Source organism: Methanoregula sp., assembly GCF_052325125.1.
In the GTDB taxonomy this organism is placed as follows: Archaea; Halobacteriota; Methanomicrobia; order Methanomicrobiales; family Methanospirillaceae; genus Methanoregula.
The window spans coordinates 1-19,839 of sequence record NZ_JBKQWO010000047.1; the positions used below are offsets into that span (position 1 = coordinate 1).

The window sequence follows — 19,839 nt, forward strand, 5'->3', positions numbered from 1 at the left end:
AAAGTTCAGCGGTGATCTCAAATCTCGAAGATTCCTGATTCAGACGAAAGAAATCGCTAACAAAATGATCGTCTGTAACATTCACAGATTTCTACAATTTCTCCGGGTGAAGGTTTTCTACAGAGCATGATTTTTAATAATTCCGGTGTAACCCGATCGATGTATGTTTGATTTTTATGGAAAGCTGAAGATTTCCCCGTCATATCCAAGGTGAGGATACTCCCATGGCATCACATGGCTGACGTGGACGCACCGGAATGCCTTCGGGTGCAGGCTTTCGGCCAGCGTGCAGGCATCGAGATAGTTCATGTGCTTGGTGATCGTGATATGCGAGGGGACAAGGGCGTCGAGCAGGAGCAGGTCGAGGTTTTCGAGCAGGTCGAGGCTTTTTTTCGGGATGTCCCGGTTGGTGTCCGAGGTATACCCCACCCTCGCCCCGCATGCATTAAAGACGAAGCCGCAGGTATACGCCGGGGGGTGCTTTACAAGAAATGGCGTGACTGTGATCCCGAACAGATTGAATGGTACATAGGGCTCCACCGGCTTCCGGTCAAAGTCCAGAAACCGGAATGTCTCCCCACAGTAACGGAGCACCGGGTCGGCGGCAAAGACCGGGGGAACCTTCTGCACCCGGTAAAATTCGCCAAAACCCATGAAATGATCATAGTGCCCGTGGGTCCAGATCACGGCATCGATATGGGGGGAGCCGTGCCGGAGGAGCTGCTGCCTGAGGTCTGGCGAGGAATCCACAAGGATATGGCGGTCGTCGTGTTCGATCAGGATGGATGTCCGCAGCCGGCCGGTGCCGGTCTCCCGGGCATGCGTGCACTGGGGGCAGTCACACCCGATCTTCGGGGTACCGATTGCATCCCCGGTACCCAATAGTGTAAACTTCATCCTACATCCAGTTCAGGTTACGGATCGCTTCACGGTTTTTGACCATGCGGATCCCTTTTTCGAGGTCCTTGTGGTCGATGGCTTCCCGCTTGTCCATGAGCGCCGAGAGGAGAGCCTCTTTTACCATGAGTCGTATATCAGCACCCGAGAAACCTTCGGTCAGTGCTGCCATTTCCTGGTAGTCGCAGGTGCAGGCCATGGACGAGGTGACACTCTTTAGAATCTCCCTGCGCATCTCTTCATTGGGCAGGGCGAACTCCACGACCTCGTCAAACCGCCGCCATGCGGCTTCATCAAGCAGCTGCGGGTGGTTCGTGGCGCCGATCAAAAGGACGCCGTTTTTGACGAGGCTGATACGGTCGATATTTTTCAAGAGTGCATTGACCGCCCGCTTCATCGCGCCGTGGTCATCAGTGACCCGGCTCTTTGCGACAAAATCGAACTCGTCGATAAAGAGGATCGAGGGCGAGAGTTTTTTTGCGAGCTCAAAGATCTTGTCGATGTTTTTGGAAGTTTCCCCCAGGTACTGGGAGGTGATCATCGAGAGCCTGACTTCGAGAACCGGCATGTGCATGGAGTGGGACATCGCAAGGGCGAGCGAGGTCTTCCCGGTGCCGGGCGGACCGACGAAAAGGAGTTTTCCTACCTCGTAAATCCGGTGACGGCTCAGGAAATCCCGGTGGTGCAGCGCATGATGGATTTTTTCTATAATTGCGGTTTGCTCGGGCGAGCAGACAAGATCGTCCATCCGCTGCTCAACCTCTTCAGGTGCACTCACGATAACAAGATCGAGGGCTCCCCGGAATTTCTCATCCTCGCCGATCAGCCTGGAGATCCTGGTATCGAGACTTGCCTTGGTGTCCTCGTAGGGCGGGTTTGCTTTCCGCACTTCCTTGTAGGAGATCCCCGTGCCATTGAATGATTCAAAGAAATAGGCAAGGGCCGGGTTCTGCCCGACGAGCGCTTTTCCCCCCTGCGCAAGGAACCATTCCGCGGCCGGCCTGAGGGCCGTGATCTTCATACGCTGCCCGAAGTCCTCGTACGACACGAACGGGTTTTTGGCAATCTTCCCGTGCGCATCCGCGATATCGAGCGTGCGCTTGATCAACCCGTCGCTTACGAATACCGGGCGCTTGATGGTCTTGGTATCCCCGGAACAGAACATCTCCCGGCACACCGGTGTCAGGTCATTGAGATCGAGCGTCGGGTTCTGGTTGAAAATTTCGGCAGTCAGAAGGACTTCCATGATGCGCAGGCTTTCCAAATCTCCGGACATGGCTGTAACCTTTATTATTTAACGCCTGAATCCTTATACCTATCCCATCACCGGGTCGTCACGATACAGCCGTCAGCAGTCACGACGAGGGTGTGCTCATGCTGGGAGACAAGCGAGCCCGGGACGTCCGCAAGGACGGGGTAGCCATGGAGAACCTGGGACCGCACGAGCCCGGAGAGTGCGAATTCCATCTTTTTGTCATGGAACCAGCGGCGTGAAAAGGGGAGCCCCTGGCGGTCCCTGATCTGCTCCATGACCGCACGGGCAGACGGGATCCGTACGGGCTTTTCCGCGATCTGGGAATAGATCTCGACCCGCGTCTTCTCGCCGACGTGGCCGCTCCCGGTCGTGGCGAACGGTTCTATCGCATATGCCATGCCCTCTTCAAGAACTGAACCGCCGTTGATAGCGATGTTGGGAATAGGTGGATCCCGGTGCTGTACATACCGGTCAAGGCCATGGCCGGTGAGGTTTGCGATGGGCCGGTAACCCCGGCGTACAATCTCGCGCTCCACAACCGCCCCGATGGCTCCTGTAGTCACGCCCGGCCTCACGATGCGGATCGCCGCTTCGAGTGCCTCGCGGGACGCTTCAAGGAGGAGCTCGTTATTCCCAAGGTCGACCGTAGTTGCAGTATCTGCGATGTAGCCGTCGATTTGCACGCCGAGATCGAGCTTGATGACATCCCCCCTGCCAAAGATCCGTTCATCTCCGGTCGATGCTGTATCGTGTGCTGCATCCTCGTTCAAGGAAACGTTGAGCGGGAAGGCGAGATCAGCGCCCCCGTCTTTCACCCGCGCCTCCACGGACTCGACCAGTTCGAGGTATGACCTGCCGACCCGGATCTCCTGTGCGCTCTCCCTGAGAATGGTGGCGGCAAGGTTTCCTGCGGCCAGGTAGTTTTCGAGTATCTCGTCCTTCATACGATCAGGGTCTCCTCAAATTTCGTAAAATCTGCAAATTTTTGTGTACGCACCACACCGATATCTTCGAGCCGGACGCCGCCGATACCAGGATAATAGAGCCCCGGTTCGACGGTGACAACAAAACCCTTTTCGAGTGCGGTACCCGCCGGTCCCACTGTGGGGAGCTCGTGAACCTGGAGCCCGACGCCGTGGCCAAGGTTGTGGATGAACCCCCGGGTATCACTCTCATAGCCCCGGCTTTTGAAATAGTCCACGACCGCGTTATGGGCCTCCGCTCCCGTCACCCCGGTTTTTATGTGTGAAATCCCGATCTGCTGGGCCTCTTTAACTGCCTCGTACATATCAATGACCTGCCCGTCTGGCTTTCCTTTCGAGACCGTCCGGGTCATGTCCGCATAATATCCCGTCGCCTCGTCCCGGGGAAACATATCGATCACGATGGGCGCACCGGGCCTGAGCGGGCCGCTCCCGATGATGTGCGGAAACGCGGTGTCCTCGCCGCAGGAGATGATTGTCTCCACTGCACGGCAGCCATCATCCATGAGCTGCTTGTGTATCGCGACTCTCACCAGTTCCGAAGTGAGGGGAGCACCATCATGGAACAGGATATCCCGTTTGACCGTTGCATGCCTGATAAGCGAGATCCCAAGGGCCATCGCGCGCTCAGTTTTCTTTTGTACCGTCAGCATAAGCCGGATCTCTTCGGGAGACTTTTTTGCCCGCACCTGCGCAATGGTTCCCGTATCTACGAATACCCTGCCATGCTCTTCGAGTGCCCGCAGGAGTGCTGCGGGAAGTGCTGGTGAGACGAGCATGATTTTTCCTGCCTGTCCTGCGATCATCTGGGCTGCCGCCTCCCAGGGATTTTTCTCTTTTTTTGTGATCTCAGGAAGTCCTGCCTGCGTCCGGGTCATGACACCGGCGATCGATTCGCGGGACGCCCGCTCCGCTTCCATCTGGGGGACGATGATGGTACCAGGCTGCCGGTATCTCTTGAAAAAGACAAAGGAGTCATGCATCACGAACCGGGTGAGGTAGCGCATATCGGCGTCATCTCCCGCAGCATAGTGCACAAAGGCATCCGCCCCGCACATCTTCATCGCAGCGTCCAGTGGATCCATTGCCGTATATGTACGCACTGAAACGTCAAGTACTTTTATTTCCGCATTCAACGTACGAGTCATGGACGAACCAACAAAAGAACAGTTCAAGTGGAAATTCTACCGGCTGGCAGTCCAGCTCAATGCGATCATACTGCTCGTCGCGCTCGCGATTCTATCCGTTTTTCTCCTCCCTCCTCCGTACGGGGTTCCCGCTGCAATCGTCATGCTGGTCATCGCTCTCGTGCTTTCATGGAACTTTGTCATGAGCTACCGGTCGACAAAGGCATGGCTTGATGAGCATTGAAGGAAAGGTAAGAATAGAGGGAACGGGAAAGTTCCGCGGCGATACTATGATCGGGAGAATGAAGGATGAGATCGAGCTCCTCAGCCGGCACATCGAGGTGGCCCGGACGGTGGCAGAACACCAGCCGATCGGTATCATGAAGCTCGCCGAGATACTCGATCTCCCGTCACACCGGATACGGTACTCCCTTCACGTACTCGAGCAGCTGGGATATATCCGCGCATCGTCAGAGGGTGCAGTTGCAACCGAGCAAACACGGGAACTCTTCGCGCACTTGAACGAGGATCTGGATGATATTATCCGGCTCGTGAACGCGATGAAAAAACCCTGACCGGTAATTCTCCCGCAGGATTCCCGTTTTATTGTCATTGTTCCGTTGTTTCCGGCAGACCTGTGGCACCATTTCTCCCTTAGTTACCTTTAAAAAGCCTCACAAAGAATCTAATAAGGCACAGATGAATGCTGCCGCCATAACTCAGTTGGTAGAGTGGCTGGCTGTTAACCAGCATGTCACAGGTTCGAGTCCTGTTGGCGGCGCTTATGGGCCTGTAGCTCAGTCCGGTTAGAGCGCCCGGCTCATAACCGGGCGGTCATGCGTTCGAATCGCATCAGGCCCATTGCAATCCCCGCTCTGGCAATTCTCCTGTAATTTTTCGTCGGACGGCTACGTATCTGTGTTTTTATGTCTGCCCGCATTCCACCTTTGCGGTTGCAAAGTTTCTTTTGGCAGGAGATACCAGCAACCTCCATGAAATGCCCCGCGTGCGGCAGCGACTGCGTCCATCAGGCGCCGGAGATCCTCAAGGATATTCCCACGCGGTTCCTTCCCTGCGCCAGGTGCAGCATGCGGATTCTTGACAAACGTGTCCCGCTCCCTGCACCGGAGTATGCAGAACCCTGTTCCTGCGGGAAACGGTTTATCGACGAAGTTTTTGCTCACATGTACGTGATCATGCAGGAGGAAGGTGATCTTACCTCCCGTGATCCGCTTATCGCAGTCGGATCGCCGCTTGTTCACCCCGGCTTTGCGATGGACCGGCCACCGTTCCTTCCGGCAAAATCCCTGCTGCTGTTGTCAGGAAAAGTGCAGGAAAAGGCGGCCCGGAGGATTTTCGCCGAAGTCCCCGAGATCCGGGGGGTCGTCAAAACTGCAGATTACATCCCGGGCCTTGTCTCTCTCGATGAAGAGACGGTGCCACGGGTCTACACACTCCTTGCCGGTTGCGATGTCAGGGCCGATATCTACCCGCTTGCCACCGGGCCTCTGGTTGTATACAAGCAGCAGTCCCTTATCCACGTAGAGTTCCCGCGCGCAGGATATCCAAAACTCCGATCCGTTGCTGCCCATGTGGGAACGCCCCCGGTCCCGCTCTTTGTGGATGCCTGTTCGGGGCCGGGAACACTTGGCCTCGCGGCGGCGTGCCTTGGCGTCCCGCATGTGGTTATGAACGATGCCTGGTATGCCTCAGCGTTCTGGTCGGCGTTCAATCTGGATGTCAACCATGGTTACCTGGATACAGAAGAAGTGCGAATCTTCGGGCATCTCGGGGATATGGCCCGTCATCCGGTCGTCCGGGATCCCGTCAAAATTGCCGAAACTGTGGGCCGGCAGAAAATTGAAGTCTACCAGGGAGATCTCCGGCACCTGGATCGGGTGATCCCCCGGGATGCACACCCGGTGGCCGTGCTGGACATTTTTGACAAGGATAATAAGAAAGAAGTATCCGCCCTGCTCCGTGACTGGAAGGGGCGCATGGGAGGGAATGCGTTCATTCCTTGAAAAGGGATCACTACGGGAGCGGTGTCCGGGCCATCCCGGAGATTCAACCGTTCAGGCAGGTGACAAGGATTTATTGACCGGTAGACAAAGTTATATGGGGACTAGCCCGGGTGGCTCGGCGTCACTTGTAACCCGAAACCGTCGGTATGCGGGGGGCGAAGTTTGACGAAGGCTGCAACGATCTGCTGGAGCCTCTTGTATTCTGACGTTGAAACCTCGTCCCATGAGGTCGATGGCCAGGTATCAAAATTCCGGAGGGAATGGCGACCTGTCGCTGCGGGAACCGGTTCAGGCCCGGAAGGGAGCAGACTTACCGCAGACATCCGGCGCCCATGGGGTAACGGGGCGGAGGAGGGATACTTTGGCAATAGGAGCAACGTACAGTCGACCGATAACACGTCCCCGTTTCTTGTGATACTATGTCCAAAGTCACCATTATCGGTGCAACCGGCAACGTCGGAATGTTCGCTGCCTACGCTATTTCTGCAAATCCCCACGTTCACGAGATCCAGCTGTACGGGCGCGAAGGACGTGAATCTCTCTTAAAAGGAATTGCGCAGGATTTTATCGATTCGTTCGCCGCCCGGGGGACAAATATCAGGATCACCTGGACGACCAGCCTCAAGGACGTGGCCGGCTCCGACATCGTGGTTATTACTGCAGGTGCTCCCCGCGGCCCGGGACAGGACCGTCTCGATCTGGCGCTCGGGAATGCCCGCGTTGTTGCGCCTATGGCACAGACAATCGGAACCGTTGCACCTGATACAAAGATCATCGTGGTGACGAACCCCGTTGACGTGATGACGTGTGTTGCCCTCAAGTATTCCGGGCTCAAGCCCAACCAGGTCTTTGGCCTTGGCACCCACCTTGACTCGATGCGGTTAAAGTCGCTGATCGCGACCTATTTTAAAGTGCACGTGAGCGAAGTCCATACCCGTATCATCGGTGAGCATGGTGACAGCATGGTGCCGCTCTGGTCGGCGACCACGATCGGCGGGATCAAGATCTCCAACCTGCCGGCGTTCGCGCACCTCCCGGTGCAGGACTTCATCCAATCCGTGAAGTCCAGCGGCGAACAGATCATCAAGAACAAGGGGTCTACGGTGTACGGCCCCGGTGAGGCTATCGCGTCGCTTGTTAAAACCGTTCTTGGCGACGAAAACCGGATCCTGACCGTCTCTTCCTATGTGAAAAGCGAGGTCCACGGGATCGGCGGTGTCTGTATCGGCGTACCTGCCCGGATCAACCGGAACGGTGCGTTCCCGGTGACCATCAGGATCGACGAGTCCGAGGTCATCGCATACCGGGAATCCGTCGAGAAGATTCGCGCAACGATACATGAGATTGTCGAAAAACTCAAAAGCGAAAAGGATCTTGGTGCCCCCAAAAAGCCGAAGAGATCCCAGCCCGGAAAATCCGGTCTCTGATGTTAAAGAATTAAAAAACGGGAATAAGGATAAGCGATCCCTGTTCTACATGAGCGTTACTTCAACGATTTCTGCCCGTTCGACACCGGGGATAGTATTCAGTTTCCCTTCGATGGCGTCAGTCTCGCCGCCCGCGTCATTGACGACTGCGACAAGTTTGAGTGCCTTAAGTCCGAACCCGATCGGCTCTTCCTGGATATCCTGAATGCCCGGCAGTTTCTGCTTGAGCGCGCTTTTGAGTTTTTCGAGGTCAACCTCGGGAGATTCCGGCATGACCCTGACAATCACGGCAACGCTGCCCATACCTCACGGTCCCCCGAATCCACATTTCGGGCAGACGTAGGGAATACTCTGCTCCCTGCACCGGTAGCACCGGGTGATCTCGACACCGCACGCGGGGCATGCAAAGACTGTTGAGCCCTCTTCTGCAAGCGGAGCGCTGCAGGACGTACACTTTTTATCTGACATGATAACCGCTCCTGTAAGGATTCCTATAGTATCTCTTTTAGTACTTTTAAAAGGTTGTACCAACACCGGTGCCGCGGACCTGCTCCCCGCGAAGCCACCGGCAGATCCGTGCCGTATCGGTACCGTTGAGGATAAATGTCCTGACCCGGTGTTCGAGCACATAGGGAACAAAACCGGGATCGACGACATCGGTTTGAAGGGGGCTATCGATGCGTGCGAGAAGTTTCCCTCCGGATTCGATGCCGTCCACGGACTTGAGCACCAGCAGATCGGCACGAAGCCTGCCGGCGACCCATGCGGCGATGGTATCGGACGTGATGTCCCATGAATGGGGGAGGGGATCCAACCGGCGCAGGGCACAGTAGGGAAGGAGGACGCAAGGGCGTCCGGGGCGTGCGATCCTCGTGGTCGTTCTTATTCCCTGCGTTGCAAGAGTCCACCCGTACTGGTCCATGGCAGCGCAGGCCATCCAGTGGGCAGCGTCGGTATCGGTGCAGGCCCCCGATTGCCGGACTGCATGGGCAAAAGTCCCCCCGCCCGGGACGATCAGCAGGGGACGACGGGCGGAACGCAGGGCCGGGATGATCTCCGCGATGCGGGGAGCAAGGCTGCCACCCAGTTTCACGACCGTAACGGAAGATTTTCTTTTGTCCGGCCCATGGTGCGCCTGACCTGTCATCTCCCAACCATTATATCCCCTGATTATAAAAAGGGAAGATACCGTGTCTTTTGCGTGCCGCCTTGTTGTATTCCTGTTCTTTTGCGCCTGGATAGTCTCCTGCGGTGCCGTGCAGATCATCGAATTCTGCCCGGATCCCTATCTTGCCGATGATATGGATGAATACGTGGTCCTGTCAGGCCACGGGTCTCTTGATGGCATCGCCATTTCCGATAACCATGGCGGTTTCAGGTTCCCTGCCGGCACCGTAATCGACGGCACCCTGACCATCGCACGGGATGCACCCGCGTTTGAAAAGACTCACGGGCGTCTCCCGGATTTTGAATGGCAGAATTATTCCCCGCTGGTACCGGATGTTATATCAGGCACGACGCTGCGACTGGCCAACGCAGGGGATGAGCTGATGGTCTACGAGAACAGCCGGCTCGTGCAGAAGATTACCTGGCCCGGGGATGTCAAACCCCGGGAAGGCCAGGTGCATTTTCTTGAAAACGGTGTCTGGGACCCCCGCCCGCTCATGCTCGGCCAGTCACGGCTTGTTCAGGAGTCCTTTGAGAATGTGACGGTAACCGCCTTTGTCTCACCCGATAGTTCCCTTGAGGTATTTTCCGGTGCGGTTGCGTCGGCACAGCACCGGGTGCTGGTGAATGTCTACGAAATCTCGAGTGCTAATATCTCGGATGTTCTCATCGATGCAGAAGAGCGCGGGGTGGATGTGGAACTCCTTCTTGAAGGCGGACCTGTAGGGGGAATCAGTCCCGTGGAAAAAGCGGCGATCTGGCGACTGAACCAGACCGGAATTCCTGTCTTTGAGATGACTACTTCAGGAAGCGGGCATGCGCCGTACCGGTATGATCATGCAAAATATGTGGTCTTCGATGACCGCGCGGTCCTTGTAACCAGCGAGAACTTCGGGCACAGCGGTTTTCCTCCCGAAGGGGAGACAGGGAACCGGGGATGGGGTGTCTATCTGGAAGATCCGCGTCTTGCGGCGTATTTCAGCGATCTTTACCAGGCCGATACCGGCGGTCCGGCGATTGTTCCGGTGTACGGGAGCGAAGGCCCGGCGGAAGTGTACAGCGTGGTCTCCTATCCGGCACCGTTTGCCCCTGCCACCTTTACCGGTGCACAGGTTACCCCGGTCGTCGCCCCGGATACCAGCAGCGCGATAACGGGGCTGCTTGATTCTGCGCAGGAAAGTATCGAGATCGAGCAGGCGTATATCACAAACGAGTCAAAAACCAAATTAAACCCATACCTTGTGACTGCGATTAATGCCTCGCGGCGCGGGGTGCATGTTCGGGTGCTCCTTGACTCATACTGGTTCAATACAGAAGACGAGGCAGATAACGATGAAATGGTTGCGCTTATCAACCGGATCGCAGCGAGCGATCACCTGCCGCTTGAAGCGCGTTGTGCCGATCTTGATGCCAGCGGCTTAGAAAAGATCCATAACAAGGGAGTGGTTGTCGATGACCGTGCGGTGCTGGTGAGCAGCATCAACTGGAACACCAACTCCCCGGATTTCAACCGGGAAGCCGGCGTCATTGTCGAACAGCCGGAGGTGGCGCGGTATTTCCGCACGGTGTTCGATGCAGACTGGACTCCGGCGGTCCGTTCGCCACAACCAACAACGGATTACCTGAAAATTACATGCGTCATCGCGGTCATCGGCCTGCTCCTTGTCCTGTATTACCGGCGGCACATCCGGTAAGGCACAGGTATTTTTTTTAAAGAGGCAGCCCGCTTCTTGGCTGGTGAAGCCAAAAAAACAGAACCGGCGATCAGAACCGGTGATTGAACGAATGTTTGAGGAAGTTTTAGAATTTTTTCAGTGCGCACTGGCACACATCGCACAGGTTGATGTCGCTTTCTCCGGTAACCACAGCAAGCGCCCAGCGATCGATCATCGCATCGAGTTCGGATGACAGTTCAATTGCCCCGTAACCCCGTTTCCTGCTCATGTACTGGGATACCGCGGCGCGGGTGACGCCCAGTCTCTTTGCTGCATCGCTCTGGCTGAGGCCCTCCTTGTTGACCAGCCGGAAGACCATCTCTGCTCTCATGGGGGGCAGGAGGCTCCTGACCATGGTGTCGCAGTGCATGAGCGTGCAGGTGTGCTTCGTCATACGAGTGCTGGCAGGGATTCAGATGTGGTAACAGGTCTGTTCTGGTAGATGATCTGCCGCGCATCCCGGAAGTTGAACTTCTCGATGATGAGGTGGCGCTCTTTGAGCTTTTTTAAGGCATATCGCACTGTCCGCGGCGCGAGCCTGCTTTTCTTGACCAGATCCTTGTGAGTCATGGCACCATTGGTACCCAGTATCGCGAGGACCGTCCTTGATGAGGGAGGTAATGTTTGCTGATACATGATAATAATGTTAACAGTGTTAACATATCAACCTGTCGGTAATTTATATCCCCGGTTTCAACCATCACCTATGTTCGGGCACCAGGAGCGGGTCGCGATCCTGTTGTTGATCGCTGTTACCCTTGCGGTCGTTGCCGCCCACATCGTGCTCGTGCAGATCGGAAAAGAGCCGTTTGCATCCGTGTATACCGATCAGTCTGCCGACGGGACTCTGGTCAGCCTGTCGGGCAGCATCGATCAGGCAACCGTTCTCAGGAACGGCGGACACGTGCTGCTCACGATAAAAAATGTCACGGTTTTTGTTCCCGCGACTGTTGCCGGTGACCGGTCCTTTGTGAAAGGGACGACCGTATCTTTGTACGGGACCGTCCAGACCTACCAGGGTAAAAAAGAGATCCTCATCGGTTCAGCAGATGATATCAGGGAGATCCAGTAATTCCTGAAAAAAAAGCAGAACGTCCCGCAAAAGTGCATTTACTTTACGGCAGTACCTGAAATGGGTTTGGTTTTTTTCTGCGCCAGGATGTCAATTGCTTCCTGCGCTGCAGCGCGCACACCGGCATCCGGATCCTTGAGCGCTCCCGTCAGTGCCGGTGCGGCCCGATCATCCCCGCACTCCCCCAGTGCCCATGCGGCTGTTTTCCTGACACCCCTTTTTGTGTCGTTCAGGAGCAGGATCAGCGGTCCGACAGCCCGGGCATCCCGGAGTTTTCCAAGCCCCCACGCTGCACCAGTACGGAGCCATTTTTCATCTGAGCTCAGGAGCGCAAGCAGAGGTTCGATCGCCCGGGGGTCCCCGATTTTGCCCAGCGATTTTGCCGCAAGCCACCCGACATCCACATACGGGTCTTTTAATGCGGCAATAAGCGGTTCGATGGCAGCAGGATCCCCTTCATCCCCCAGCGCCTCTGCAGCGTTCCAGCGAAAATGAAGGTATTCACTTTTAAGTAACCGGAGATATTCCTGCACCCGTCGTTTTCGGTTTTCTTCCTGCCCGGCCAGTTCTTCCGGTGTCAGCGTCCTTTTTTGAAGCGGAACCGCGGAGGGTGCCCCTGAACTTTCCATCCCGTTCTCCTCAGCCCCTCCGTATGCCATAGGGGGTAATTAACATTTGTCCTCCTCCGGGAAATACAGGTTTGGACGTTCCTATGGCCGGAATCACAAGTAAAAGACTACTTCAGGATTTCCAGCGTTACCGAAAAATTACTGACTGTATGGGTGAGTGTGCCGAGGCTGATCACGTCAGCCCCGGTCCGCGCATACTCCCGGAACGTTTCTGATGTGATCCCTCCCGAAAGTTCGATGGTGACCTGGTCCCGGAGGCCGGCCTGTTCAAGATTCTGGATGGTTTTTCGGACACTGTCCGGTGTCATGTTATCGAACAGCAGGATATCCGCACCGGCATGTGCAGCTGCAAGGGCGTCCTCTGCGGTTTCCACCTCAATCTCGATCTTCCGGTAGACGCTTGCCCCCTTCGCCCGCCGGATCGCTTCGTTGACCGGTACGAGGACCAAGTGGTTGTCCTTGATAAGTACGCCATCACTCAGGCCCGACCGGTGGGGATCCCCGCCCCCGAGAGTCACGGCTTTCTTGTCCAGCACCCGCAGTCCAGGGCAGGTTTTGCGCGTCCCTGCCACCCGGCATCGGGGGTTTTCTGCCTTCGCCAGCGCCACAAACGTTCCTGTCCGGGTTGCAATCCCGCTCATCCTGCCGATAATATTGAGCGCGGTACGTTCCACGAGCAGGATCTTCTTCGCATCTCCCAAGAGCGAAAGCAGGACATTCCCGGTCTTTACGGGCTCGCCGTCGCGGGCATCCTGCAGGACGTCTACCCCGAAGTGGGAAAAGAGCGCCGCTGCCTCAGAAAGACCAGCCACGATTCCCTCCTGCTCGGCCCGGATAACGGCGCGGCAGGTGACATCCGGCAGGATTGCGTCCGAGGTGATATCCCCGGAAGGTGCGTCCTCGGAGATGAATTTCAGCAGGTATTCCAGCGGTACCGTCATGGAGTATCTCCCGGCACTCGTCATGTCCCGACCACGAGCGGGCTGTCGAGATTTTTCAACAGGGAAAGGATGGAGAGGGCCGCAAGATAGCTGGTCGCCGGGTTATCCGGGCTGGGAACATTGGTCACCCTGATGTAGGTCTCACCGAAGCTGCCCTCGATAAAGAGTTCGTGGGTATTTCCGGCCGCCGCCGGATCAACCCAGAGCTCCACATCCGCATCCAGGCCTGCGGCAAGGCCCATCGCAACGGAGACGTTCACGTTCTTGGGATAGGATTTGATGCAGTCGTGGGCTTTACCGGCGAATATCCGCTGCCGGGTGGCTACGTCGAGGCCCAGTGACTGCGGGCTTTTGGTGGTTTTCAGGAGCAGTTTTGTTATCGGGGAGATCTGCCCGATCTTCAGGTTGTCCAGCCCGAAGATCGCACCGCTCGGGACATAGATCTTTGTCCCGGTCTTTCTCGCAGTTGCCATCAGCTCGTCTCTGAATGCCGGGTCGGTAAGCGCACCCACGCTCATGATAACAAGATTCTTTTTATGGAGGAGAACCTCCTTCGCATGCGCCCGCGCCGCGCCGACCGAGGCCGCTTCAACGATGAGATCGGTATCCGCTTCGAGGAACGCTGCAAAATCCCCGTAGGCCCTGCCATGGCAGATACCGGCGATCTCCCCGGCCCGTGCAGGGACTTTATCGTAGACTGCTGAGATCCCAAACCCCTCTGCGTGCAGGGCAATGATATGCCCGATATTGCCGCAGCCCAGCAGTCCGATGCGCAACATGGTAAACAGGTTATGGGTATCATGGATTAATGGTTATCCTTAAGGAAGCGCCGGGATGCAAATCCGGTGTGATGCAGGAAAATGACCTTTAACTGCTCTGTCTCCCAACGATGAGGATAGACGCATGGAAGAGAACCGTTCAGGTAATTCGTCTCCGGAGATGACGGACGTGTTTCTTGCGCTCGCACAAAAGCGGGTCTATATCGAGACGTACGGGTGCAGTTACAACTTCGGGGATACGGCAAACTTCCTTGAGGTGCTTAAGCACTACGGGAGCATTCCCGTCTCATCTCCCGAAGATGCAGATGCGGTCGTCATCAATACGTGCACGGTTGTCGGCCCTACCGAACGCCGGATGCTCCGGCGTCTCGCGGCCTTGCGGGAAAAGCCGCTTTTTGTCACCGGCTGTATGCCGCTTGTCCAGCGCGAGGCGATCCTCTCGGTCTGTTCTCCGGTCATTATTCCCACGGAACGGATACGCGAAGCGTACCTCTCCGTGAGAACGGTTGCGCCCGGAGGTGTCGGGATCGTCCAGATCGCGCAGGGCTGCCTCGGGCGATGCACGTACTGCATTACGCGCAGGGCACGAGGGTCGCTTGTAAGTTTCCCCACAGAAGAGATCCGGGAAAAAGTCCGGGCGCTCGTGGACGCGGGAGCGTACGAGATCCAGCTGACCGCCCAGGACACCAGTGCGTGGGGACGGGACACGGGAGATTCCCTTCCGGAGCTTCTCTCCACCATCAGTGATCTAAAAGGCAATTACCGCATCCGCATCGGGATGATGAACCCGGCGACCGTTTTCCCTGTCCTTGACGATCTTGTGGATGCCGTTGCCAGCGACCGGATCTTCGGGTTCGTGCACCTGCCGGTGCAGTCAGGATCCGATCGCATCCTTGAACAGATGGGGCGGGGATACACCGTGCAGGAGTTCGAGGAGATTGTTTCCGCCTTCCGCAGGAGGTATCCCGGCATCAGCATCGCGACGGATTTCATCGTCGGATTTCCCGGAGAAACAGATGAGGACTTTTCCCGGTCCCTGGCACTTATCGGGCGGATCAAACCTGCCAAGGTCAATGTCACGCGGTATTCACCGCGCCCGCTCACCGGTCCGTTTGCAGAAAAAGACTTTCCCGATTCAGTGAAAAAAGACCGGTCTCGGGTCCTCAACGCGTACGCGGAAGAACAGTACTCCGCCATCAACCGCCCGCTCCTTGGAACCACGGTTTCCTGTGTTGTAACAGAGAAACTCCGTCCGGGATCGGTTATGGCCAGGACTGCCACATACCAGGGTGTAGTTATCGGACAGGATCTTCCGACAGGGACGGTCGCAGCAGTTATCCTCAAAAAAGACCGGAAGTATTTTTTTATGGGGGATCTTGTTAAGTAAGTCCCGCAAAAAATGGCGGCCGCAAAAGACGAGTGGTTTTATAGCCGGAACATTAACTATTCTTGTTTTGCGCCAAAAGGAGGAATATGGTGATACAGTATGGATGAGATCGAGGCCGGTTTTAAGAAGATCATGCAGAAGATCGAGGATATGAAAAAGACGGATGCCACGTTGTCCGAACAGGTAAAGGCCCACGATGGGGAATTGCTGGGGCGCATGGCTGCCATGGCAAAACCGGTCGTGAAATCCGTCGGTCTTAACCTGCTCAAAATCGGGAAGCAGGATACGAAAAACGAGCTCTACGATGCGAACTATTATACGGAGAAGATGATCGTCCTCGGGAAAAGTGATCCTGCCGCCTTCCGCCCCGATGACCCTTCAAAAAAGATCGCCGACCAGTTCTGCGTCCTCTCTGAAAAAGGAAAGTTCTACGAACTGATGTACAGCTCCGACGGGTTCATCACCGACTCGTACCTTAATCCCATCGACCCGAAGTCCGCGATAGGGGTATACGGGTATGATGTCATGTTCATGCTGTACCAGGGGATGCATGACTACATGAAATCTGAAGAAGAACTTCTGTCCGCACTTGAAAAAGTGATCGGGTATATCTTTGCTACGCCCCGTACAACCTGACCGGCAGCTCTTTTTTACTTCCTTAAACAGCGGGAACATCGGCTTAAGGAGATCATCATTCTTTCCCGGCGCCGGCAAGGGAGATCTGCTGCTGGCGTACATTTCTGTTTATATCATTAAAACCGGCCACGCCTTTCTGCCTCCTCTGTCAGACGGGTAAGGATGTACCCATACCGGTCGTCCCGTGACAGATATCGGTTAAACAGAGTGGTATCCGGATGTGGGAACCGTCCATAAGAAGGACATAATAAACATTCTTCCTGCCTTTTTTGCAGGTTCAAACCACTACCAAAATGCGATGGATGGGCCCGATGCGATTCGAACGCATGACCTCCCGGTTATCAGCCGGGCGCACCACCGGGCTATGCTACGGGCCCAAAAGGATTGCCTGAAATTTACCTTATTAGTTATTTCATCTGAGTTTTTATAGGTTGTGAATACCATTGCGGACAGGATAATGCTATAGGGCACGGTGTCAAAAAATACATATCCTTGTACGGATCTGGGATCATGGAACGACACTATCTCCTCGGAAATGAAGCCATCGCCCATGCATGTCTTGAATCGGGTATCGAGTTTGTCAGCGGGTACCCCGGCACCCCGTCATCGGAAGTGGTCGATGTGCTCCGCGTGCAGAAAGATCTGCCCTGTCATGTGGAATGGTCGGTGAACGAAAAAGTCGCCCTCGAAAATGCCCTTGCTGCTGCATGGTGCGGGATACGGGCGATCTGCACCATGAAGCATGTCGGCCTCAACGTTGCAGCCGACCCGCTCATGACAAGCGCTTATACCGGGGTGACCGGCGGCCTTGTCATCATGAGCGCAGACGATCCGTTCGCGCACAGTTCCCAGAATGAACAGGACACCCGGTGCTATGCCCATTTCGCCCGGCTTCCCTGTCTCGATCCCTCCGGGGTGCAGGAAGCGCATGACATGATCCGCACCGCATTTGAAATTTCCGAGGAATTCAAACTGCCGGTGCTGTTCCGCCCTACGACCCGGATCTGCCACTCGAAGGGCGACGTGGAACTGGACGCTGCCGTGCCGGGTACCCGGAAAGGAGAATTTCACAAGGACCCCCGGCAGTACGTGGTGATCCCTGCCCATACCCGGATCCTGCACAAAAAACTCAACGAGAAGCAGCCGGCCCTTAAAAAAAGACTGGTGGATCGGGGGCTCAACCACTTCACCATCAGGGGACCGACGGCTGTCATTGCAAGCGGAATCGGCGCATCCTATGTTCAGGAACTCCTGCCGCCCGGCGTCTCGTTCATGAAGATCGGGGCGTACCCGATTGACGAGGAATGGCTGGGGGGGTTTGCCCGAAAGCACGAGAAGATTCTCGTGATCGAGGAGCTCGCCCCGGTCGTGGAAGAGGCAGTCCGGCAGGTTGCCGGATGCGTTCCGGTGTTCGGGAAGATCAACGGGTACGCGCCCTACGAAGGCGAACTCTCCCCGGCCGTTGTCGCTCTCATCATGGTAAAGGCCGGGTTCCTGCCGGACAACCCGTTTGCAGCACCGGAGCCCGTGCAGAACCTTCCGCTGCGGCCTCCCATCCTCTGCGCCGGCTGCCATCACCGCGCTGCGTTCTATGCGATGAAACGGGTCTTCAAGGAGTCCGCCATCTATCCGAGCGATATCGGGTGCTACACGCTGGGATTACAGCTCGGCGCCGTGGATACCACTATCTGCATGGGCGCCTCGATCACGGTCGGGAGCGGGATCTCCCATTCCGATGCGTCCCACGATGTGGTCTGCACGATCGGCGATTCGACCTTCCTGCACACGGGCATCCAGGGGCTCATGAATGCGGTCTACAACGGCGCGGACATGACCGTGGTCATCCTCGACAACCGGATCACCGCGATGACCGGCCACCAGCCCAACCCGAACACCGGGATAACGGCAACCGGCACAGAGTCGCCCCCGATATCCCTCGACGCCATCTGCCGTTCCTGCGGTGTGACATTTGTCGAAACAGTCGATCCCTACGATCTGACCGGGATGCTCCGGGTCCTTGAAGAGGCAAAGAAAAAGAAGGGCGTCCGGGTTATCATCGCAAAACAGATGTGTGTAATCGCTGCCCGCCGTGCGGGGGTAAAGCGGGGCCGCTATGCGGTAAACCCGGATCTCTGTACCGGTTGCGGGACCTGTGTAAAATTCGGGTGTCCGGCGATCGAGTTCGTGGACGAGAAGGCTCGGATAAACGAGCTGTGCAGCGGGTGCGCGGTCTGTGCCCGGCTCTGTCCGGTGGGGGCCATCGCCCGGGAGGGAAAGCGATGACGAAAAGTTTCGATATCCTGATCGTCGGGATCGGCGGACAGGGGACCATCCTTGCGTCCAATATCCTCGGCGAAGCCTGCCTGACAGAAGGCCGGCGCGTGAAAGGCGCCGAGACCCACGGTATGGCGCAGCGCGGCGGGTCGGTCGAGACTCACATCAGGATCGACGGGCAGTACGGCCCGCTGATCGTACCCGGCACCGCCGATCTCCTCATCTCCTTTGACCTGCTCGAGGCGCTCCGGTACTCCCACTACCTCAAAACCGGCGGGAAGATGGTGGTCAACCGGCACATGGTCCTCCCCACCTCGGTCTTTACCCAGAAAAGCCCGGCGCCGACCGAAGACGGGATCATCACACAGCTTGCGCGGTTCGCACCCTGCCTGATCGATGCCGACCGGATTGCTACAGAGGCTGGCAGCATCCTCGCCCAGAATGTGGTGATCCTCGGGGCGGCTTCGTGGTCGATTCCCTTGAAGGCAGAATCCCTGCTTGCCGCTGTAAAAAAACTCGTCCCGCCAAAGACGGTCGAGGCAAACGCAAAAGCCTTCGAGATGGGACGGGCATTTGGCAGGACGCGCTGATGCGATCCATCGGCGCATTTGAACCGGATACCCTGTACGAGGGGGATGCACTTCTCCTCATGGAGCAGATCCCGGACTGTGCAGTCGATCTTATCGTGACCGACCCGCCGTTTGCCATCGATTTTACCGCACAGAGGCTCAACTATAACCGGACCGGCAGCAACGTCATCGAAGGCTACCGGGAGATCCCTGCCGGAGAATACCGGGAGTTTACGCGCCGGTGGATCGCTCAGGCTGCCCGGGTGCTCTCGCCCGCCGGGAGCATGTACATTTTTTCCGGCTGGAACCGGCTCCGCGATATCCTCGAAGGCATCGATGCGGCCGGGCTCACGACTATCAACCACCTGATCTGGAAGTACCAGTTCGGGGTGTTCACAAAAAAAAAGTACGTCACCAGTCACTACCACATCCTCTATGTGGTGAAAAACCCGAAGAAATACACCTTCAACAAGCTCGACCATTATCCCGAGGACGTCTGGGTGATCAACCGCGAGTACTGGAAAGGAAAGAAAAAGACCCCGACAAAGCTCCCGCAGGAACTGGTTCAGAAGATCATCCGGTATTCCAGCAACGCGGGTGATCTTGTCTTCGACCCGTTCCTTGGCTCTGGCACGGTCGCGGTTGTCGCACAGCAGGAAGGCCGGCATTTCTTAGGTTTCGAGGTCGTCCCGGAATACGTGTCCTTTGCACAGGAAGGCCTGCGGTCCCGGTAAACGGGGGGTTTACCCTCCCGAACCGTAATGGGGGCATGGTATGCACGCGTAATCCGGGCACTCCGGTTTTGAAGCGCAGGAGTCCCGGAAAACAACAACGCTGAGGGGGGGAATTGAACCCCCGAGGCACTTTCGCACCACAGGCTTTCCAGGCCTGCGCCCTACCGCTAGACTACCTCAGCAAAAAGTGTATCCCATGTATTTGCCGGGTATTTTTTTAATG

The 19,839-nt window shown here is 56.5% G+C and carries 23 protein-coding genes, 4 tRNA genes and 1 other RNA gene; 14 read left to right on the plus strand and 14 right to left on the minus strand.

What is annotated here, in order from left to right; all coding sequences use genetic code 11:
* Positions 1 to 174: 174 nt before the first annotated feature.
* The 4 genes from ACLQMU_RS10355 to ACLQMU_RS10370 are packed head-to-tail and all read right to left on the minus strand — an operon-like array spanning position 175 to position 4,220.
* Complete coding sequence (locus ACLQMU_RS10355; RefSeq protein WP_422150431.1) at positions 175 to 897, minus strand: MBL fold metallo-hydrolase; 723 nt, start codon at positions 895 to 897, stop codon at positions 175 to 177.
* A 1-nt stretch (position 898) separates the two neighbouring features.
* On the minus strand, positions 899 to 2,173 hold the full coding sequence (locus ACLQMU_RS10360; RefSeq protein ID WP_422150430.1) for an ATP-binding protein: 1,275 nt from the start codon (positions 2,171 to 2,173) through the stop codon (positions 899 to 901).
* A gap of 47 nt (positions 2,174 to 2,220) precedes the next feature.
* Positions 2,221 to 3,096 carry a type II methionyl aminopeptidase gene (gene map / locus ACLQMU_RS10365; RefSeq protein ID WP_424039990.1) on the minus strand — a complete coding sequence of 292 codons (876 nt, stop codon included), beginning with the start codon at positions 3,094 to 3,096 and terminating at the stop codon, positions 2,221 to 2,223.
* On the minus strand, positions 3,093 to 4,220 hold the full coding sequence (locus ACLQMU_RS10370; protein WP_422150428.1) for a M24 family metallopeptidase: 1,128 nt from the start codon (positions 4,218 to 4,220) through the stop codon (positions 3,093 to 3,095). Before ACLQMU_RS10370 ends, map begins: the two co-directional genes overlap by 4 nt.
* A 61-nt stretch (positions 4,221 to 4,281) precedes the next feature.
* On the opposite strand from ACLQMU_RS10370, the gene ACLQMU_RS10375 reads away from it, so the two are divergent.
* The 7 genes from ACLQMU_RS10375 to ACLQMU_RS10405 all read left to right on the plus strand — a co-directional run bounded on the left by ACLQMU_RS10375 (position 4,282) and on the right by ACLQMU_RS10405 (position 7,713).
* A complete protein-coding gene (locus tag ACLQMU_RS10375; protein ID WP_422150427.1) occupies positions 4,282 to 4,506 on the plus strand; it encodes a hypothetical protein in 225 nt (74 codons plus the stop codon).
* Positions 4,507 to 4,552: 46 nt separating this feature from the next.
* A complete protein-coding gene (locus ACLQMU_RS10380; RefSeq protein ID WP_422150432.1) occupies positions 4,553 to 4,837 on the plus strand; it encodes a hypothetical protein in 285 nt (94 codons plus the stop codon).
* A gap of 133 nt (positions 4,838 to 4,970) precedes the next feature.
* Positions 4,971 to 5,043, plus strand: a tRNA-Asn gene (locus ACLQMU_RS10385).
* Positions 5,044 to 5,048: 5 nt separating this feature from the next.
* A tRNA-Ile gene (locus ACLQMU_RS10390) sits at positions 5,049 to 5,123 on the plus strand.
* A 131-nt stretch (positions 5,124 to 5,254) separates the two neighbouring features.
* Positions 5,255 to 6,286, plus strand: coding sequence for a hypothetical protein (locus ACLQMU_RS10395; RefSeq protein WP_424039992.1), 1,032 nt, complete (start codon positions 5,255 to 5,257; stop codon positions 6,284 to 6,286).
* 94 nt (positions 6,287 to 6,380) lie between these two features.
* Positions 6,381 to 6,692, plus strand: an RNA gene (gene ffs / locus ACLQMU_RS10400) — signal recognition particle sRNA.
* 13 nt (positions 6,693 to 6,705) lie between these two features.
* Positions 6,706 to 7,713 carry a malate dehydrogenase gene (locus ACLQMU_RS10405; protein ID WP_422150425.1) on the plus strand — a complete coding sequence of 336 codons (1,008 nt, stop codon included), beginning with the start codon at positions 6,706 to 6,708 and terminating at the stop codon, positions 7,711 to 7,713.
* 45 nt (positions 7,714 to 7,758) lie between these two features.
* Here the strand turns inward: ACLQMU_RS10405 and ACLQMU_RS10410 are convergent, their stop codons facing one another.
* From ACLQMU_RS10410 to ACLQMU_RS10420, 3 genes are read right to left on the minus strand one after another with little or no spacing between them, the layout of a single operon-like run.
* Complete coding sequence (locus ACLQMU_RS10410; RefSeq protein WP_422173487.1) at positions 7,759 to 8,016, minus strand: elongation factor 1-beta; 258 nt, start codon at positions 8,014 to 8,016, stop codon at positions 7,759 to 7,761.
* 3 nt (positions 8,017 to 8,019) lie between these two features.
* Positions 8,020 to 8,181: a zinc finger domain-containing protein gene (locus ACLQMU_RS10415; protein WP_292425735.1), complete on the minus strand. Its 162-nt coding sequence runs from the start codon at positions 8,179 to 8,181 to the stop codon at positions 8,020 to 8,022.
* A 46-nt stretch (positions 8,182 to 8,227) separates the two neighbouring features.
* The gene (locus ACLQMU_RS10420) at positions 8,228 to 8,860 is read right to left on the minus strand and encodes a uridylate kinase (protein WP_422150423.1); all 633 of its coding nucleotides are present in this window, start codon (positions 8,858 to 8,860) and stop codon (positions 8,228 to 8,230) included.
* Between the two features lie 43 nt (positions 8,861 to 8,903).
* Between ACLQMU_RS10420 and ACLQMU_RS10425 the strand changes: the two genes are divergently transcribed.
* The gene (locus tag ACLQMU_RS10425) at positions 8,904 to 10,574 is read left to right on the plus strand and encodes a phospholipase D-like domain-containing protein (protein WP_424039994.1); all 1,671 of its coding nucleotides are present in this window, start codon (positions 8,904 to 8,906) and stop codon (positions 10,572 to 10,574) included.
* A 106-nt stretch (positions 10,575 to 10,680) separates the two neighbouring features.
* Here ACLQMU_RS10425 and ACLQMU_RS10430 read toward each other — a convergent pair whose 3' ends face one another.
* Positions 10,681 to 10,989: a transcriptional regulator gene (locus ACLQMU_RS10430; protein ID WP_422150421.1), complete on the minus strand. Its 309-nt coding sequence runs from the start codon at positions 10,987 to 10,989 to the stop codon at positions 10,681 to 10,683.
* Positions 10,986 to 11,231, minus strand: coding sequence for a MarR family transcriptional regulator (locus tag ACLQMU_RS10435; RefSeq protein ID WP_422150420.1), 246 nt, complete (start codon positions 11,229 to 11,231; stop codon positions 10,986 to 10,988). Before ACLQMU_RS10435 ends, ACLQMU_RS10430 begins: the two co-directional genes overlap by 4 nt.
* Before the next feature lie 70 nt (positions 11,232 to 11,301).
* Between ACLQMU_RS10435 and ACLQMU_RS10440 the strand changes: the two genes are divergently transcribed.
* A complete protein-coding gene (locus ACLQMU_RS10440) occupies positions 11,302 to 11,667 on the plus strand; it encodes a hypothetical protein (protein WP_422150419.1) in 366 nt (121 codons plus the stop codon).
* A 38-nt stretch (positions 11,668 to 11,705) separates the two neighbouring features.
* On the opposite strand, the gene ACLQMU_RS10445 is transcribed toward ACLQMU_RS10440, so the two are convergent.
* The 3 genes from ACLQMU_RS10445 to nadX form a co-directional block, all read right to left on the minus strand.
* Positions 11,706 to 12,296 carry a HEAT repeat domain-containing protein gene (locus ACLQMU_RS10445; RefSeq protein ID WP_443673695.1) on the minus strand — a complete coding sequence of 197 codons (591 nt, stop codon included), beginning with the start codon at positions 12,294 to 12,296 and terminating at the stop codon, positions 11,706 to 11,708.
* Between the two features lie 107 nt (positions 12,297 to 12,403).
* A complete protein-coding gene (gene nadC / locus ACLQMU_RS10450) occupies positions 12,404 to 13,237 on the minus strand; it encodes a carboxylating nicotinate-nucleotide diphosphorylase (protein ID WP_422149257.1) in 834 nt (277 codons plus the stop codon).
* A 20-nt stretch (positions 13,238 to 13,257) separates the two neighbouring features.
* A complete protein-coding gene (gene nadX, locus ACLQMU_RS10455) occupies positions 13,258 to 14,016 on the minus strand; it encodes an aspartate dehydrogenase (protein ID WP_422149258.1) in 759 nt (252 codons plus the stop codon).
* A gap of 124 nt (positions 14,017 to 14,140) precedes the next feature.
* Here nadX and ACLQMU_RS10460 point away from each other — a divergent pair, with 124 nt between their 5' ends.
* Together ACLQMU_RS10460 and ACLQMU_RS10465 are read left to right on the plus strand one after the other, a co-directional pair.
* Entirely contained in the window at positions 14,141 to 15,403 is a 1,263-nt protein-coding gene (locus tag ACLQMU_RS10460) for a tRNA (N(6)-L-threonylcarbamoyladenosine(37)-C(2))-methylthiotransferase (RefSeq protein WP_422149259.1), read from the plus strand.
* Positions 15,404 to 15,502: 99 nt separating this feature from the next.
* Entirely contained in the window at positions 15,503 to 16,039 is a 537-nt protein-coding gene (locus ACLQMU_RS10465) for a hypothetical protein (RefSeq protein WP_424040000.1), read from the plus strand.
* Between the two features lie 303 nt (positions 16,040 to 16,342).
* On the opposite strand, the gene ACLQMU_RS10470 is transcribed toward ACLQMU_RS10465, so the two are convergent.
* Positions 16,343 to 16,416: transfer RNA gene (locus ACLQMU_RS10470), tRNA-Ile, on the minus strand.
* A gap of 133 nt (positions 16,417 to 16,549) precedes the next feature.
* On the opposite strand from ACLQMU_RS10470, the gene iorA reads away from it, so the two are divergent.
* Genes iorA through ACLQMU_RS10485 form a run of 3 tightly spaced genes read left to right on the plus strand, consistent with a single transcriptional unit; the run spans position 16,550 to position 19,616 of the window.
* On the plus strand, positions 16,550 to 18,322 hold the full coding sequence (gene iorA, locus ACLQMU_RS10475) for an indolepyruvate ferredoxin oxidoreductase subunit alpha (RefSeq protein ID WP_422149261.1): 1,773 nt from the start codon (positions 16,550 to 16,552) through the stop codon (positions 18,320 to 18,322).
* A complete protein-coding gene (locus ACLQMU_RS10480) occupies positions 18,319 to 18,903 on the plus strand; it encodes an indolepyruvate oxidoreductase subunit beta (RefSeq protein ID WP_422149262.1) in 585 nt (194 codons plus the stop codon). The genes iorA and ACLQMU_RS10480 overlap by 4 nt, the downstream gene beginning before the upstream one ends.
* Complete coding sequence (locus ACLQMU_RS10485) at positions 18,903 to 19,616, plus strand: DNA-methyltransferase (protein ID WP_422149263.1); 714 nt, start codon at positions 18,903 to 18,905, stop codon at positions 19,614 to 19,616. The genes ACLQMU_RS10480 and ACLQMU_RS10485 overlap by 1 nt, the downstream gene beginning before the upstream one ends.
* A 98-nt stretch (positions 19,617 to 19,714) precedes the next feature.
* Here ACLQMU_RS10485 and ACLQMU_RS10490 read toward each other — a convergent pair.
* Positions 19,715 to 19,798, minus strand: a tRNA-Ser gene (locus ACLQMU_RS10490).
* Positions 19,799 to 19,839: the final 41 nt, after the last annotated feature.

What these genes read in the sequence shown, in the direction of transcription:
- ACLQMU_RS10355 (WP_422150431.1), bottom strand. Translation starts at nt 897, where the DNA reads ATGAAGTTTACACTATTGGGTACCGGGGATGCAATCGGTACCCCGAAG.
- ACLQMU_RS10360 (WP_422150430.1), bottom strand. Translation starts at nt 2,173, where the DNA reads ATGTCCGGAGATTTGGAAAGCCTGCGCATCATGGAAGTCCTTCTGACT.
- map (WP_424039990.1), bottom strand. Translation starts at nt 3,096, where the DNA reads ATGAAGGACGAGATACTCGAAAACTACCTGGCCGCAGGAAACCTTGCC.
- ACLQMU_RS10370 (WP_422150428.1), bottom strand. Translation starts at nt 4,220, where the DNA reads ATGGATCCACTGGACGCTGCGATGAAGATGTGCGGGGCGGATGCCTTT.
- ACLQMU_RS10375 (WP_422150427.1), top strand. Translation starts at nt 4,282, where the DNA reads ATGGACGAACCAACAAAAGAACAGTTCAAGTGGAAATTCTACCGGCTG.
- ACLQMU_RS10380 (WP_422150432.1), top strand. Translation starts at nt 4,553, where the DNA reads ATGATCGGGAGAATGAAGGATGAGATCGAGCTCCTCAGCCGGCACATC.
- ACLQMU_RS10395 (WP_424039992.1), top strand. Translation starts at nt 5,255, where the DNA reads ATGAAATGCCCCGCGTGCGGCAGCGACTGCGTCCATCAGGCGCCGGAG.
- ACLQMU_RS10405 (WP_422150425.1), top strand. Translation starts at nt 6,706, where the DNA reads ATGTCCAAAGTCACCATTATCGGTGCAACCGGCAACGTCGGAATGTTC.
- ACLQMU_RS10410 (WP_422173487.1), bottom strand. Translation starts at nt 8,016, where the DNA reads ATGGGCAGCGTTGCCGTGATTGTCAGGGTCATGCCGGAATCTCCCGAG.
- ACLQMU_RS10415 (WP_292425735.1), bottom strand. Translation starts at nt 8,181, where the DNA reads ATGTCAGATAAAAAGTGTACGTCCTGCAGCGCTCCGCTTGCAGAAGAG.
- ACLQMU_RS10420 (WP_422150423.1), bottom strand. Translation starts at nt 8,860, where the DNA reads ATGACAGGTCAGGCGCACCATGGGCCGGACAAAAGAAAATCTTCCGTT.
- ACLQMU_RS10430 (WP_422150421.1), bottom strand. Translation starts at nt 10,989, where the DNA reads ATGACGAAGCACACCTGCACGCTCATGCACTGCGACACCATGGTCAGG.
- ACLQMU_RS10435 (WP_422150420.1), bottom strand. Translation starts at nt 11,231, where the DNA reads ATGTATCAGCAAACATTACCTCCCTCATCAAGGACGGTCCTCGCGATA.
- ACLQMU_RS10440 (WP_422150419.1), top strand. Translation starts at nt 11,302, where the DNA reads ATGTTCGGGCACCAGGAGCGGGTCGCGATCCTGTTGTTGATCGCTGTT.
- ACLQMU_RS10445 (WP_443673695.1), bottom strand. Translation starts at nt 12,296, where the DNA reads ATGGAAAGTTCAGGGGCACCCTCCGCGGTTCCGCTTCAAAAAAGGACG.
- nadC (WP_422149257.1), bottom strand. Translation starts at nt 13,237, where the DNA reads ATGACGGTACCGCTGGAATACCTGCTGAAATTCATCTCCGAGGACGCA.
- nadX (WP_422149258.1), bottom strand. Translation starts at nt 14,016, where the DNA reads ATGTTGCGCATCGGACTGCTGGGCTGCGGCAATATCGGGCATATCATT.
- ACLQMU_RS10460 (WP_422149259.1), top strand. Translation starts at nt 14,141, where the DNA reads ATGGAAGAGAACCGTTCAGGTAATTCGTCTCCGGAGATGACGGACGTG.
- ACLQMU_RS10465 (WP_424040000.1), top strand. Translation starts at nt 15,503, where the DNA reads ATGGATGAGATCGAGGCCGGTTTTAAGAAGATCATGCAGAAGATCGAG.
- iorA (WP_422149261.1), top strand. Translation starts at nt 16,550, where the DNA reads ATGGAACGACACTATCTCCTCGGAAATGAAGCCATCGCCCATGCATGT.
- ACLQMU_RS10480 (WP_422149262.1), top strand. Translation starts at nt 18,319, where the DNA reads ATGACGAAAAGTTTCGATATCCTGATCGTCGGGATCGGCGGACAGGGG.
- ACLQMU_RS10485 (WP_422149263.1), top strand. Translation starts at nt 18,903, where the DNA reads ATGCGATCCATCGGCGCATTTGAACCGGATACCCTGTACGAGGGGGAT.